We start from the raw sequence: 15,366 nt of genomic DNA, 5'->3' as shown, positions 1-15,366 counted from the left end.
ATCAGCCGAAGTTAAATTAATAATGAAAAATGTAGATTTCAAATTAATAATGAAAATCAACAGAACAGTGCAAAAAGGGGTATTTTGAATGAATATTGTACCACTGGCCTTTGAAAGTATGGGTGTGAGGTCCATGGCCACCTTCGTGGAAACTGACCAGAGGACACTCATTGACCCCGGGACATCCATAGCCCCCAAAAGGTTTGGATTCCCTCCCTGGAAGGATGAATTCGACGCACTCCATGAAACCAGAGCCAGGGTGCAGGAATACGCTGCAAAGGCAAATATTTTGACTACCAGCCACTACCATCATGATCATTTCACTCCCTTTAGTTTAGGAAGATACCTGGACTCATCACCCCAGTATGCTGAGGAGATGTACCAGGGGAAAAAATTATTCATAAAACACCCCACATCCCATATAAATAAAAGTCAACAAAAACGGGCCAGGGACTTTTTGAAGAATTTGAAACATTTAGGAGCTCGGGACATCCATTATGCCGATGGTAATTCATTCCAAGTAGGGGATACTCACCTTAGATTTTCAGAAGCCATCCCCCACGGTGTTGAAGGAAGCCGTTTGGGCTTTGTTATAACTACCACCATTGAATGGGAAAACCAGAAGTTAATGCACGCCTCTGATGTGCAGGGGCCTATGTCAGAAATAGCAAAGGAAATTATACTCAATGAAAACCCGGATACTCTAATTTTAAGCGGTCCACCAATTTATCTGGAGGGTTTTGCCCTGGAAAAAGAGGATGTGGAATTTGCACAGAAAAATCTGATTGAAATATGCCAGGAAATTCCAAAGGTAGTAGTTGATCATCATCTTTTAAGGGATCTTCGCTGTTTTGATTTTATAAAGACTGTGAAGGAAGAATCAATGGGTGAAATATTAGTAGCATCGGAGCTTCTGGGTAAAGAACCATATTTACTGGAAGCAAGACGAAAGGAATTTTATTTTTAATTCAATAAAGACATCAGATAAATATTGGGCGTACTTGTAATTTATTCCCATATATCCATCCAAAGATAATTCCATCCAAATAATAAATGGATTTAAAATATACTATTATTCAAGGGATTCTAAAATCTTCTTCATGGCTTGTTTATGATCTTCAGAACCAACCTTGTTCACAACCCGGGAGATTTCACTTATCTGATCCAGGTATGCCTTTTTTTCATCTTCAGATACAATATCTATTCTGCTGAGATACACTAGGGCTTCGATTATCCCGTAAATGGCCCGGTTTAATGGTTGGACATGTTCCTGGTTTTTTACAACATCCCTAACCCTGGCCCTAATCACGTTGGTGATGGAGGTTCCCAGATGATCCTTATGTTGAACCAGTTTTTCATGGGTGACTTCAGCCCTGAAAAAGGCCTCAGCACTTTTAATAAAGAATCCTCCATCATCAGCCTGGAATTCGGCAATTTCCAGATTTCCTATGGTGGATTCTACAAAAACCATGGGATCATTTAGTATGTTCACGTGGAAGTTCTTTTCATGTTGCACATTGTCAAAGGTTTTGGATCCCTTATGGAGATAGAAAACGATCTCATCATCCGCTTTACAGATGACTCCAATTGGTGCTGCGTTGGGAGTTCCATCCGGGTTTTTGGTGGTGACTATAGTCTCATAAAGGAGACCTTTCTCCATATCCAGTGAATAAAGACCTAACATGTTAATCAAATCCTTTTTTAGTCATCCCTTCATTCAATAAAAATTTAATCCAATTTAAGAATATGTTGAATAAAAAGATGTTAATTGAATTGTATTGTATCTTGTCTTAATTTATTTATCTACAATGCCCATTAATCCCTTTTATATATCTCCCCGTTAAGAACACCGTTAATTATACAGTCAAAGTCTATTTTCTCATCCCAACCTGCTTTCTCAAACATATTCATATAACATAGCCCTATGAGTTTTCCACCTGGTTTGAGGATTTCCTTAACCATGTCCTGTACATCGGCAAGATTTACCTCGTACTGTGGCATTGAAAGCCCACCTAAAAGAGCCACCACACTGCTACTTGGATTTGCTTCTTCTGTGAACTGCATACCCAAGGGGGTGCGTTCAATTTTGCGAGTTGTATCCAGATCAGTTTTGGACACGAAAACAGATTCTTTATCTCTGATTACATAGGCAAAAAGTTCTGCAAAGGGGCTGCAAACACCTGGAATTCCTACAAAGGTTACTTTGTCTGCGTCTTCTACTTCTTTCTTGAAAGCCATCAGGTTTCCATTTAATCCTCTGAATTTTTCTGTTTCTCTCATTGTATCACCGGTATACCCATTTGAAATATAAATGGGTTTATTAGAAAATTAATAAAAGTAAACACTAGATTCTGAAATTCAAGGACATTTAAAGCGAAATGCTCATTATAATCTCAGGATCCCTTCAAAAATATATATATGACATAGGCTATCACCAGTATAATTATAACTGGAAGTAACCATATGAATAAGTAGAAGAAAACCACTGCCAGCACCAGGGCCACCAGTATGAGTAAGATATCTCGAAGTTCCATATTTTTCTATATTGCCATTTTAACATAAAAATATTTCCATATAAGAATTGCCCGGCTGGAAAATGGTTAATTAATTAAAAAAAGCTGGTATACCACCTATTTGTAATTTAAATATAATAGAATTAGGAGCATATAATATTATATGAAGTTTCAATGAATGTGCCCTAAATCAGATTATAAGGCCAAAATAGGAATTAAATTAATTAAATAATTAATAAGAGGATAAATAAAATGATATTAGTGGTTAATAATCACGGACAGTACAATCATCGTATTCACCGGACCCTGCACTACTTGAAAATACCATCCGAGCTGGTGCCCAATACCATCAGTCTGGAGGAAATTGAGGATAAAAAACCTCTGGGCTTGATTCTGGGAGGCGGACCCTCGGTGGAAAGATCTGCAAATAGCATAGAATACGTCAAAAAGCTGGATTACCCCATTTTAGGCATCTGCCTTGGGCATCAAATTATAGCCCAGGCTTATGGAGGCGAGATTGGTTCTGCTGGCTCGGAAAGTTACGCTCAGATTCAGATTAACATTCAGGATGAAAACGACATCTTCAAGGGACTGGGACCTCAACTGGATGTATGGGCTTCCCATAAAGATGAAGTTACCAAACTCCCTCCTGAATTTAAAATTCTGGCATCATCACCCATCTGTGATATTGAAGCCATGAAACATCAGGAAAAACCATTGTACGGGATACAATTCCACCCTGAAGTATATCATACCCCTGAAGGGCCAAGGCTTTTTGAGAATTTTTATGAGGTTTGCCAGAATTATTCCAAAACCCGTTAAACATAAGTGATGTGCAATTCCTAATCATAAAACTGGGATTAACCCATCACCCTCGTTTTAGTTCCCAAATCATCTCTTAAACAATGCTTAATTCATTTCATTATCCAATGCCTATAAAAAAGTACTAATTAAATGGAATATTAATTAAAGTAAGGAAATAAAGTGGGTATGTTGCTTAATTTCAAAAAATTGATTAAAAAAAAATGTATAGATTATTCAGAGAATAAGTGGTAAACATGTTAGATCCGTCTTCTTTTATTAAAGAATCCATAGATGAAATCAAAAAAACTATCGGGGATAAAAAAGCAATAATTGCTTTATCCGGTGGTGTTGACAGTTCAGTAGCATCAGTTCTGGTTTCAAACGCTATTGGAGAAAATTTAACCGCAGTATTCGTTGACCATGGTCTCCTCCGTGAGGGGGAAGCTGATTATGTTCAAAAAACTTTCCATGATAGGCTTAACTTGAAATACGTCAATGCAAGTGAAGAGTTCCTGGGCAGACTGGAAGGAGTGGAAGACCCCGAGGAGAAAAGAAAGATCATTGGGGAAGTTTTCATCCGGGTTTTTGAAAGGGAAGCTGAGAAGGTAGGTGCTGAATATTTGGTGCAGGGTACCATTGCCCCGGACTGGATCGAAAGCCACGGTGATATTAAATCTCATCACAACGTTGCCCTGCCCCACGGAATGGTCTTGGAAGTTGTTGAACCTATAAGGGAGCTTTACAAGGACGAAGTAAGAATTATAGGGGCTGAAATGGGTTTACCTGTGGAGATGGTGAACCGGCAACCCTACCCTGGCCCGGGCCTGGCCGTACGCATAGCTGGGAAGATAACCCCTCAGAAAATTCAGATATCCCGCAAAGCCAACGCCATTGTGGAAGATGAAGTGCAGAAGGAGGGTTTGGATAAGACACTGTGGCAGTACTTCGCAGTCCTCACCAACACCAAAGTTACAGGAGTTAAGGGAGATATAAGGGACTATGGATATCTGGTAATCCTTAGGATGGTTGAATCCCTGGATGCTATGACTGCTGATGTTCCAGAACTTCCATGGGAAATGGTGAAAACAATATCCCGGAGAATAACCGCTGAAATTCCAGAAGTCACCCACGTGTCTCTTTCAGTGAGTGATAAGCCACCTAGCACCATTGAACTTGCTTAACAACATATCCCCTCCAATTTATCATATTCCATGACTTTAATCCCTAATTTTTTCTTTTCTAATATTTTTATTTTTAATTAACCCCTAAAACTAATAATGTAACACCCTCATATTCAATATGTCTTAATTTTAATGAAAATAATATTTTATCGAGCATATTGTGATTTTTCTGGATTTTTGAATGAATGTTAGGATAAGTTTATAAGGAAAAAAATCCAAACAGTTTGATCGGAAGTATGCTTCCGTATTCCATTAGGGGGTTGATTTCCTGGAACCAATGAAAATGAGTGGTAGAAAGTCAGATCCTAGTAAAAAAACAATCCTGAAATCATAACCTTATTAAGGAGTTAATGGAACCGGAATAATCATTTAAAAAAAGCAATTAGGGCTGCTAATATTTTCCATCCATTTTTTGATTTTAGTTCCCCCATGCTTATTTAAAGTCTAACAGGCCCTTAACTAAGTTTAATCCTTAAAAATAGCCCCATAATATTTGCCCCATAAAATTGAATGCCCTCTTAAATTTTTAACACATTAATCATGATAAGGTGACCTAATTGGAAAATGAACCTCAAAGAAATGCTAAAAATATAGTAATTTTATGTAATTATAATTCCATCAAAAACTCTGAAACCATAATAAGTTATTTTAGTGATAACTCCTCCCCCAAAGAAGTTGAGTTATCTATTTTTAATTATCGAAGAATTCGCATTGATGGTGGGAAAAATTATTTATTCAATTCACCAGGCTATCCTGATTTCGTGTCCCTAAAACAGGTATTATCAGAAGTGGATGGGGTTATTGTTTTTGTAGAAAGCAGTATTGGTATTTTTGAAGCTGACCTGGAAATAATTGATTTAATTGCTGGTGAGAACATATCCCATGTTTTATTCGCCAATAGAGATAATTTCAGTGAATTTGAAATGGATACTCATGTTGAAGGTGTTTTAATTATCCCTACCATTGCACGGGAAGGAATAGGTATAAGAGACGGCCTGAAAATGTTATTGAAACTAATTGACACTTATAAAAAAGAAAATGAAAAACTAGAGAATTACCAAACCAGAGAAACCAACAATGACCTCCAAGCTGATGAAGACAATGTAAACTTTGTTAACAAAATTTACGAAAATGAACCCCACAAAAACAACACAACCCTTGAATACGATAACCCTACACCGTTAGAAACAGATTTCTACAGATTAAGATTCTTTTTCCACCCAATTGAACTGGATAATGTGAAAAATTCCATGGCAAAGTTCGGTTTTTCCAATCTAACAACTATCGATATTAAATATCATGACAAAGGTGACCAGAAAATGGAAACCTACCGTTGCAGTACTTATGAAATGGAATTACCCCCAAAAGTAGAGATGATGATGATCATTAAACAGGACGAAATTGAGTATGCTATTCAGGCCCTGGAAGTAGTGAAAACAGATGATGTCAGCGAAAAATTATTCATCACACCAGTAGAAGATGTTATACGAATCAGAACAACAGAAAGAGGAGAAAACGCTGTTGATTAAAATAATTTTTAATTAATCGTGGGTTTTAGATAAGATTTTTACCTTTGAATGGATTTATCACATTTCACTGAGATTTGGAATTAATAAATCCATATTATATTCTATTTTTAAATGAATCTCCCGGGAGATGGCGATAATTATAATATTAAGAGATTATATAATTATTATAGATTTTTATTGACAAATCTCCCCCCACAATGATCATCCATGAATGATGAAGAAAGATCTAAAGAACAACTGATTGATGAAATAAAGAAATATAGGAATTTATATTCTGAATTAGAAGAGAATATGGCTGATTTTAATTTGTTGAAACCTGAAAATAAACCTTTTCAGGATGCTTTAAAATTTTTATCACCCCTGGTGATGGAACTATTGAGTCTCCCCACTGAATCAGAAATCTACGATTACATACTGGAAAAACTCCAGGAAGTGGTTAAAGATGCCTATATCATTATTTCTACCTATGATGAAAATTCTGATAGTCTAAAAGTATATAAAGTGATAGGAACCACGAATCGAATGGTTGACCTTGCTGAGAAGTTAACAGGGGTGAAAATTAAAGATCTCCATTTTCCCAGAGACACTTTAGATCAGGAAGCTAAAAATTTCTTATCCAATGGTAAGTTGCAGAAGGTGGATGATGGCTTATATTACATCACCGCAGGTAAATTACCACAGAAAACATATAATATGCTTGAAAAAGCATTTGGTATAGATGAAACCTATGTAATGGGTTTTTCCCTTAAGGGTGAGATGTTCGGTAGTGTTAACATAATAACCAAAAAAAAAGGTAACCCACTGAACATCAACACTGTAGAACCCATCCTCAACGTCGCTTCTGTTGTTTTACAGAATAAAATTGCTGAAAAAGAGCTTAAAAAACGAGAAAAGCTCCTGAGTCTTGTCACCAATAACATGCTGAATGTGGTGGGGCAGATCGATTCAGATGGAACATTTCAGTATATCAGTCCCTCCATTAAAACTATTCTGGGCTACGATCCCAGTGAAATACTGGGTAAAAACGTACACCAATTTATTAATTTAACCCATCCCGATGATCAGATTAAAGTTAGCTCAGCGTTCATGGAGGCTACTATCTCCCATTTACCAGGGGAAGTGAAGCATAGATTCAGAAGGGCTGATGGTAATTACATATGGGTTGAATCGTTGGGAAATCCATTATTCGATGATGAAAATCAGTATAATGGTGTGGTATTTAGTATGACCAATATTCATTCCCTTAAGGCTGCTGAAGAAAATTTAAAAACATCCCTGGAAGAGAAGGAGCTCCTATTACGGGAACTTCACCACAGGGTGAAAAACAACATGCAGATCATTTCCAGCCTCCTGAGCCTGCAAAGTCAACATATTAAGGATAAAAGGGATATGGAGATTTTTGAAAGCAGCCAGAACCGGGTTAAAACCATGTCCCTCATCCATGAAGAACTTTACAGTTCACAGGACTTCACCCACATTAATCTATCAGAATATATCCGGAATCTTACCAAAGAGCTTCTAACCTCCCATATTGGTGATCCTGGACGTGTGCAACTTACAGTTAATTTGGAAGATATTAACATGGAACTGGAAACCGCCATCCCCCTGGGCCTTCTTATTAATGAAATTGTGGCCAATTCAGTTAACCATGCCTTCCCCCATCACCAGGAAGGAGAGATCATTGTGGATCTAAAGAGGGATGGTGATTCATTCATTTTGAAGATAAGTGATGATGGCATTGGAATTCCTGAAAACGTTGATTTTGAAAAAGCAGATACTCTTGGATTTCAGCTGATAAATAATCTGGTTAATCAATTAGATGGTGAAATCGAAATGCACACTAATAATGGGACCCGGTTCATCGTTAAATTCAAAGAGCTGGAATATAAAAAAAGATTTTAACCCCAATATCCCTTTTAAATAGTTCATTCTTATTTTTTAATTTATATTAATTTAGCCCCATAAATAGATTAAAAAAAATATCAAGAATCAAATATGAATTTATCTGTAATTAATTAACTTAGAACTTAAAGGAGTAATTAAGATTTAAAATGAGTTGATTTAGATTAAAAAATAGATAGTTAATTTTAGAACAGGGTGATTGCTACCATGTTTAGAATATGATATATTTTTTGAATCTAACTCTGGTAACTAATTGAAGGTGGCTGGATGATATGAGTGATAAGAAAATTTCTCATCAGGAAAAATACTGGGATGAAATGGCAGAGGAAAAAGAGTTCCCCACCCCTTTCCCCATGGAAAAGTTTAAAAAATATGCAGCCCTGGAAATGGATATACTGGATGTGGGTTGCGGTTACGGGAGAACCCTAAAAGAACTTCATGAAAATGGTTTTAATAATTTGACTGGTGTGGATTTCTCCCAGGGCATGATTAAGAGAGGTTTAAAATTGCACCCCTATCTTAACCTGGTCAAGAATAACGGAGATGATCTACCATTCCCAGATAACACATTTGATGCAGTGCTCCTTATTGGAGTTTTAACCAGTAATATCCAAACCGAACATCAGCAAGAATTGATTCTGGAAATTTCAAGGGTTTTAAATGACCATGGGATCTTGTATATTAGTGATTTTCTCCTAAATAATGATGAGAGAAATCTAAATCGTTACCAAAAATATGAAGATAGATATGGAGTTTATGGAGTTTTTAAACTTCCAGAAGGTGTCGTTTTAAGACATCACACCACTGAACATATTTTAAGATTAACCAAAGATTATAAAAAACTTTATTTCGAAAAAACTATTTTTAACACCATGAATGGTAATAGATCCAATGGTTTTTATTACATCGGTCAAAAAAGGTAAAACGATTCCTATTGCTGCCAAGACCAAGAATGTATTTAATTATATTCCCCAAAATATAATTCATGAACAGAAGGTGTGATGTGGAGATTTATCCTGTAATAAATGTTAATAAAATTCTTTGAACAGTGCCTCCATCTATTCGCAACGTTTTAAGATATTTAATGTATTTTCAGCAGCTATATTTATTTCAGAGTGTTCGTCATGGGTAAATGATTCAGCAATGCTTACAATCTCAGGGGTTGTAATTTTAATCTGACCCAAACTTCTCAGGGCTTCCCATATAATCGGAGGATCATGATCCCCTCTTAAAACCAAGATTAGGGGTTTTATTACTCCATTATCATTTTTAAAACCACTTAAAGACCTGACTATTTTCCAAAATGTGATTTTCTCATCATGATGCGTATCAATAGCCTTTATCAGGACGGGTAATGCTCTTTTATCATCAGTTTTGGCTGCAATTCCCCCTAAAGCATCAATGGCTTGTTGAGCTTTGAATTCATTACCATAGTCCAGAACAGTTATTAGATATGGAGTTGCCGGTTTGCCAAGGTTCACCAGAGTCCTGGCTGCCATGTCTCTTACTAGTGGAAAGCTCTTTTTTTTAAAATATTTAGTGGGGAGCTCTGTTTCTTGATTATTACCAATTTTTCCCAAAAGTTTTATCAAGGAAGGCACAGCGGGTTCTCCCATATTAGATAAAGCTTCAGATATTGCAATCCGGGAATAAAGAGATTTTTCATTTTCCAGTGCTATGCATAGGGGATTTATTGCGGTTTTATCCATTCTATCCCTTAGTATAACTGCAGAAATAGTTCTCTCCTGGGAATTATCTGCCTTTAACATTTCAATTAAAGATTCCGTTGAATAATCAACATTGGGTAAGGTGTCTTTCAGGGATATCTTCCCCCTTTTCTCCCTATCCTTCTTTCTTTTTTCATTAGCATCCATGAAGATCTACACCGACTTTAATACATCTGTTAATTCGGGGATTTCAATTTTTTTTGGAAAAAGCCCTTAAATTAGAATTAAGGATAAGTAATATTTCAAGTTCCAAAAAATTTCATGAAAATTTAGTGTTTCGTTTAGTTTAAGTCTTTAAAGTTATAGAATAATAATATAATATCATTATAAAATCCATTGATTATCAGTTTATAAATCATATAGGATTATGAGGCAACTTATGAAAAAAGAAACCCATAAAAAAGATGTTATCCCTATCTATTTTGCAAGTTCCAAGGAGATAAAACTTGTTGAAAGAGTTGTGAAGACTGATGAAGAATGGGAAGATATTTTAACTCCTGAACAGTTTGATGTTGCCAGGAAAAATGGAACTGAACTGGCCTTCGCCGGTAAATACCATGATTGTCAGGAAGATGGGATTTACCAGTGCGTATGTTGTGGCACTGATCTGTTTGATTCCCAGAGCAAATTCGATTCAGGGACTGGTTGGCCTAGTTTCTGGACACCAGTGGCCCCTGAAAACATCCCCACCAAAACCGACCGTAGCCTGTTTATGGTGCGTACTGAGGTTCTTTGTGCCCGTTGCTTAGCTCATCTTGGCCATGTGTTTGATGATGGTCCGGCACCCACTGGTCTGCGTTATTGCATGAATTCTGCTTCACTTAACCTTGTCCGGCGAAAGGTTAAATAATAATTCATTATAGCTTACACGCAAACATGGGATAAAAACATTGAACATTCATTATAGTAAGTGAATATTTTTGTGGATATCCCTGAAGGTGAGTTTAATTGAATTAATAAGATTATGTTATTACTGATTTAGCTGGTTATATGCCAGTGTTTGATTATTAGTTCTCATCTGCTGACTAAAATCTTTTTAAAAAGGGGAGATGATCTAAATATTATGATGGGTAAGAAAAGTTACCTTAAAAAGCTGACTTCCAAGTTCCAGATACCCTCAGTTGAGGTGGGTAAGGAATTGGAGGGAAGCACACCACCCTCGGTATTTATAGGTAGCTGGAATTATCCTAAAGTATACGCAGGGCCCATGATCTCCCCAGTATCCGGTGACACGGCCATCATGGACACCCCTGAAGCATGGATTCCTGGTGATAAAAGCCAGAAGGATATTATTTCCTACCGTATGAGTCTGGTTCGGGGAAAGAAGATGATTGGAATCACTGATCTGGATAATCGGATGGTGGAAAAGCTTCAGGAAATCTCTTTGGCTTCAGGATCCATTGATAGTGAAGCTGAGTTCTGGAAAAAACCAAGGGGTGTTTCATTTAGCGAATATCAGGCCCCACATGGACCAAGTGCTATTTTAGAGAAGTTTGAGATTGATAACGTCCGCTGGGATCGTGAACTGGAGAAGGTATTTTATGATACTGATCTCCGGGCTCGGGAGGCACTTATGGATTTGCACCGAAAAGATGTGCCTTTTTCCCATATGCAAAAGGCCTTCTCTGTGGGTACTATGGGTGTGGATAAGTGCAGACGCCTGGTTCCCACCAGATGGTCCATCACTGCCTGTGACAGTACCATTGGGAATCAGTTACTTAAGGAAGTGAAACACTACGATTTAGTGGATGTTCATCGGGTTTACCAATTCCAGAGCCTGCAGAATTATTATGCAGTGCTCTTACTCCCCACACCCTGGCAATATGAATGGATGGAAGCATTTCTAGAAGTTTTAGGGAAGGAAAAACTCATATTCTCAGATTATGAAAACTATAATGGTAAAAAAGAGTATTCTAGGGTCGGAGGATGTTATTACACTTGCAAAATGGCAGTTTTAGAGGCGTTAGCCCATGAGAAACACCAGGCAGGAGTGATTGTGCTTAGGGAGGCTTACTCAGGATATGTGCCCCTTGGTGTGTTTAATGTTAGGGAAAATGTTAGAAATGCCATGGCACAACCTTATCTGGAATTTGAGGATATGAAGAGTGCTCTTACCTATATTGACACCCGTTTGAAACTTCCGATTAATAGTTTCATAAAAAGAAGTGATCTATTGCAAGATATTCTCCGGTCCAGACAGACCACCCTGGATTCTTACTTTAAATCATGATGAGAGATAGTTTAATAAGAGATTATAGGAAAACCTGAATTATAACGGAATTTAAAGATTTAATTTAGTATTGGTGTTAATATTGGTGAATTTAAGTAATTATAATAAGGATTTAAATGATTAAAAAATAATAAATACACTGGTAAAATTATAATTTATCGGTTATGTTCAATATTTGAAGATTTAAAGTGATTAAATGGAACTCTTCTTTAAAATGCCATCAACAGAAGCCAGGAAGGCCATGTGTGATGCCTCTCTAGAGCTTGGAAACCGGGTCAGGAGTAATGAGTTTAAAAAAACTGCCGAAGAAAGTATAAAAAAGATTACAAACCATGAACACGCCCGGGTACTGGGTAGTGGTAATGCAGCCATTATGGCAGCCATGAGCACTATGAAGGGGTCAGTTATGATTCCAGACCAGGGGGGTTGGAGTGGATTTCAGAAGATAGCAGAATTTTACGGGCTTGAAGTTGTTCATATACCTACAGTGATGGGAGTTATCCAACCAGAAACACTGGAAGAACATTTAAAAACTAAGAGCCCTGAATCTCTTTTCTTAACCAGTTTTGCGGGTTACATGGTTGAACAACCAGTTAAGGATATCTATGAAATCTGTGAAGATAATGGGATAATTCTGGTGGAAGATGCTTCTGGTTCAGTGGGCGATCCTGAAAGGAATCTGGCCTGTGGTGATCATTCCCATATCATTGTGGCATCCACTGGATCCCCAAAGATAATTAACCTGGGTAATGGTGGTTTCATATCCACCAATAATCCCAGAATCTTTAATGATGCTAGTTTCATCCTAAAAACCCTCCAAAGCAGCCCAGTGACCTGTGCTGGCCTGGTAGAAGAGATTAAAAAAGCCCCTCTGAATTTGATTAAAACCATTGAGGCTTGTGAATTTCTGAAAAAGAAAATTGAAACTGTTTTACACCCTGATAAGAGGGGAATTAACATTGCTATTCCCCATGATGACCCTAAAAAAATTGGCCAGGCACTGCGATCAACCCTAAAAGTGGAAGGCGGAGGTATGATCAGCACTTGCCCCCGTTACGATCGGATGAATCAGCCGGGCGTATGTTTAGAAATTAAAAATTTGGATATTCAATGTCTTAAAAAGGATAATCTCTTGGAAATAGCGGGAATCATAGCAAATATCCTTGATAATCCATTCAATAATGAATAATATATGATATTGAATGGTAAGAAATGAATTTTTCCAAAAAAATCTATATTTCAAGATTTAAAAGAGCGGTTCTTTCCAGCATAACCCGTTCAATATTTCCTGCGCTTTCTATTTCCTCGGGGGAAATCTCATACAATTCCTGCAGTGAATTTACATCCGGCTTTAGAACTTGGTGGTTTCTTTCACCCAGAATTTCTCCCACCTTCTTTTGGACCTGTTCATCACAGTCCACTGCCACCATACATATATCCATTTTTCCATTGCCTATACCTAAAATCTTAAGCGCTCTGGATATCTGCCTCTGAGCAGATGCTCGGACGCATATCTCAAGTCCCAGGTCTTTTGCCATGTTTTTATTCCTTTCAAAGGCTTTAATTGCCTGTAATGTTGCCTGTAAGATATGTTTCTCCCCAGCTATGCCCCGAGCATTTATTAGTTGAATGGTACACTTCCCACTGTTACATTCTACACTAATATCCATTAAATAATCCATTATCTCTTTTGTGTCGGTTATTTCCCCTTTAAAACCAGATATCTGTATATTATGGTTCATGAAATTGTGTTGATTTATTGCATTGTCCATTCTAATTCTCCAGGATATGTTACTAAACATGTAAATAGTTAAAATGAATCTCCTTTAAAATGAACTTTTCACCCTAAAAAAAATAAGTTAATGGGAATAATTAATATTCAGATTATTTAATCCTTCCCAGACTCTTTAAGCTTTTTATCAGTTAAAACTTTGTTTATTCCAGCAAGGAATGCTTCTACACTGGCGTTTATAATGTCGGGTTGGGTGCTTCTGGCGCTTACCACTTTACCCTCGTGTTTAAGTTTTACCACCACATCAATAAGTGCATCAGTTCCTCCGGTTATGGCATCCACGTGATATTCTTCAAATTCTATATTGGCAACATCAGCTATGGATTTTTTGATGGCAACAATGGCAGCATCCACCGGCCCCACACCTACTCCAGCCTCTAATTTTTCTACATCCCCGATTTTTAGTTTTACCGATGCCGTGGGAATCACCTTGTTTCCAGATACTATGGTTAATTCCTGGAGTTCCACTGGTTTTTCTGCCATTACTCCCATTACATCCTCAGATATGGCCTGTAAATCCACATCAGTGACGCATTTTCCCATGTCTCCCAGTGCTTTTATTCGATTGAATATTTGGGAGAATCTTTCCTGGTCAACCCGGAATCCCATCTCATTGATCCGTTCTTTTATTATATGGGAGCCCACATGTTTACCCATAACGAAACGACGTTTGTGCCCCACGAGTTCGGGCGTTATGGGTTCATAAGTTTCCGCTTTCTTCATCACACCATCGGCATGGATTCCTGATTCATGTGCAAATGCGTTTTCACCAACAATGGCCTTATTGGGCTGTAAATATATTCCGGTTATTCTGGCCACCATTTTAGAAACTTCATATAACATCTGGAGTTTCACTTGGGTTTTAACATCGTACAATGAATACAGGGAAACCACAAGTTCTTCAAGGGATGCGTTACCAGCCCTTTCCCCTATTCCATTTACAGTTACATGGGCCTGGGTTGCACCAGCCCTTAACCCACTTAATGAATTTGCAACAGCCAGTCCAAAGTCATTGTGGCAATGTACGCTTAATGGGGCTTTTAATTCTGCCAGTTGGCTGTAGAATTCATAGGAACGTTCAGGAGTGAGCATTCCCACCGTGTCACAGGCACAGATACGTTCTGCCCCGGCATCTATGCCTGCATTGAATATTTCTTTGAGATAGTCCATATCACTACGGGTAGAATCTTCTGCTGATAATTCTACCAATAAACCATGATCCATGGCGTATTGGGTTGATTCCACAGCCATGGTCTTCACTTCCTCCCTTGATTTACGCAGCTTGTATTCCAGGTGGAGGTCTGAGGTGGGAATCACCAGGTGGATGCTATCCACATTACATTCCAGTGCAGCATCAATATCGGCCTGAACTGGCCGTGCAAAACTGCATATTTCCGCTGAAAGACCCTCAGAAGTTACCTTTTTAATACCTTCCCTCTCCCCTTCAGATGTAATAGCCGAACCAGCCTCAATAACATCAACTCCTAATTCATCCAGCTTTCTAGCTATTAAACGCTTTTCATCCGGTGTTAAGGATATTCCCGGGGTTTGTTCACCATCACGAAGGGTGGTATCAAATATTCTGGCTTTCATAAGGATCACCAATTCATAAGTGATTTAAAAAATGTGTAATTAGAGATTTTTATATTAAATTAGAGTTTTATGTACCAGACCTTTGTTTGGAAGAT

Annotated in this window: 15 protein-coding genes; 9 read left to right on the top strand and 6 right to left on the bottom strand. The window is 37.6% G+C overall.

Annotation, left to right across the window (positions count from 1 at the left end; all coding sequences use genetic code 11):
- The first annotated feature begins 88 nt into the window (after window positions 1-88).
- The gene (locus BK009_RS12020) at window positions 89-967 is read left to right on the top strand and encodes an MBL fold metallo-hydrolase (RefSeq protein ID WP_100909673.1); all 879 of its coding nucleotides are present in this window, start codon (window positions 89-91) and stop codon (window positions 965-967) included.
- 105 nt (window positions 968-1,072) lie between these two features.
- Here BK009_RS12020 and BK009_RS12015 read toward each other — a convergent pair whose 3' ends face one another.
- From BK009_RS12015 to BK009_RS12525, 3 genes are all read right to left on the bottom strand, one after another.
- Window positions 1,073-1,684, bottom strand: coding sequence for a DUF447 domain-containing protein (locus BK009_RS12015; protein WP_100909672.1), 612 nt, complete (start codon window positions 1,682-1,684; stop codon window positions 1,073-1,075).
- A gap of 131 nt (window positions 1,685-1,815) precedes the next feature.
- On the bottom strand, window positions 1,816-2,280 hold the full coding sequence (locus BK009_RS12010; RefSeq protein ID WP_100909671.1) for a DUF2124 domain-containing protein: 465 nt from the start codon (window positions 2,278-2,280) through the stop codon (window positions 1,816-1,818).
- Between the two features lie 113 nt (window positions 2,281-2,393).
- Window positions 2,394-2,534, bottom strand: a complete 141-nt coding sequence (locus BK009_RS12525; RefSeq protein WP_169032624.1) for a hypothetical protein — start codon at window positions 2,532-2,534, stop codon at window positions 2,394-2,396.
- Window positions 2,535-2,765: 231 nt separating this feature from the next.
- On the opposite strand from BK009_RS12525, the gene BK009_RS12005 reads away from it, so the two are divergent.
- The 5 genes from BK009_RS12005 to BK009_RS11985 all read left to right on the top strand — a co-directional run bounded on the left by BK009_RS12005 (window position 2,766) and on the right by BK009_RS11985 (window position 8,852).
- Window positions 2,766-3,335: a GMP synthase subunit A gene (locus BK009_RS12005; protein ID WP_100904809.1), complete on the top strand. Its 570-nt coding sequence runs from the start codon at window positions 2,766-2,768 to the stop codon at window positions 3,333-3,335.
- Window positions 3,336-3,571: 236 nt separating this feature from the next.
- On the top strand, window positions 3,572-4,498 hold the full coding sequence (gene guaA / locus BK009_RS12000; RefSeq protein WP_100909670.1) for a glutamine-hydrolyzing GMP synthase: 927 nt from the start codon (window positions 3,572-3,574) through the stop codon (window positions 4,496-4,498).
- 557 nt (window positions 4,499-5,055) lie between these two features.
- On the top strand, window positions 5,056-6,027 hold the full coding sequence (locus tag BK009_RS11995; RefSeq protein ID WP_100909669.1) for a P-II family nitrogen regulator: 972 nt from the start codon (window positions 5,056-5,058) through the stop codon (window positions 6,025-6,027).
- Window positions 6,028-6,234: 207 nt separating this feature from the next.
- A complete protein-coding gene (locus BK009_RS11990) occupies window positions 6,235-7,929 on the top strand; it encodes a sensor histidine kinase (protein ID WP_100909668.1) in 1,695 nt (564 codons plus the stop codon).
- Between the two features lie 272 nt (window positions 7,930-8,201).
- On the top strand, window positions 8,202-8,852 hold the full coding sequence (locus BK009_RS11985; protein WP_100909667.1) for a class I SAM-dependent methyltransferase: 651 nt from the start codon (window positions 8,202-8,204) through the stop codon (window positions 8,850-8,852).
- Between the two features lie 135 nt (window positions 8,853-8,987).
- On the opposite strand, the gene BK009_RS11980 is transcribed toward BK009_RS11985, so the two are convergent.
- Window positions 8,988-9,803 carry a HEAT repeat domain-containing protein gene (locus tag BK009_RS11980; protein ID WP_100907454.1) on the bottom strand — a complete coding sequence of 272 codons (816 nt, stop codon included), beginning with the start codon at window positions 9,801-9,803 and terminating at the stop codon, window positions 8,988-8,990.
- 232 nt (window positions 9,804-10,035) lie between these two features.
- On the opposite strand from BK009_RS11980, the gene msrB reads away from it, so the two are divergent.
- From msrB to BK009_RS11965, 3 genes are all read left to right on the top strand, one after another.
- Window positions 10,036-10,506 carry a peptide-methionine (R)-S-oxide reductase MsrB gene (msrB, locus tag BK009_RS11975; protein ID WP_100909666.1) on the top strand — a complete coding sequence of 157 codons (471 nt, stop codon included), beginning with the start codon at window positions 10,036-10,038 and terminating at the stop codon, window positions 10,504-10,506.
- 213 nt (window positions 10,507-10,719) lie between these two features.
- On the top strand, window positions 10,720-11,886 hold the full coding sequence (locus tag BK009_RS11970; RefSeq protein WP_100909665.1) for an Nre family DNA repair protein: 1,167 nt from the start codon (window positions 10,720-10,722) through the stop codon (window positions 11,884-11,886).
- A 196-nt stretch (window positions 11,887-12,082) separates the two neighbouring features.
- Window positions 12,083-13,075 (top strand): DegT/DnrJ/EryC1/StrS family aminotransferase, encoded by a 993-nt coding sequence (locus BK009_RS11965; protein WP_100909664.1) that lies wholly within the window; start codon window positions 12,083-12,085, stop codon window positions 13,073-13,075.
- Window positions 13,076-13,118: 43 nt separating this feature from the next.
- Here the strand turns inward: BK009_RS11965 and cgi121 are convergent, their stop codons facing one another.
- Both cgi121 and BK009_RS11955 read right to left on the bottom strand, forming a co-directional pair.
- Window positions 13,119-13,658 carry a KEOPS complex subunit Cgi121 gene (cgi121, locus tag BK009_RS11960; protein ID WP_205835895.1) on the bottom strand — a complete coding sequence of 180 codons (540 nt, stop codon included), beginning with the start codon at window positions 13,656-13,658 and terminating at the stop codon, window positions 13,119-13,121.
- Between the two features lie 116 nt (window positions 13,659-13,774).
- Complete coding sequence (locus BK009_RS11955) at window positions 13,775-15,271, bottom strand: (R)-citramalate synthase (protein ID WP_100904818.1); 1,497 nt, start codon at window positions 15,269-15,271, stop codon at window positions 13,775-13,777.
- Window positions 15,272-15,366 lie beyond the last annotated feature (95 nt).

It is taken from the genome of Methanobacterium subterraneum, assembly GCF_002813695.1.
Taxonomy (GTDB): Archaea; Methanobacteriota; Methanobacteria; order Methanobacteriales; family Methanobacteriaceae; genus Methanobacterium; species Methanobacterium subterraneum.
This window is presented reverse-complemented; position numbering and strand designations above follow the sequence as displayed.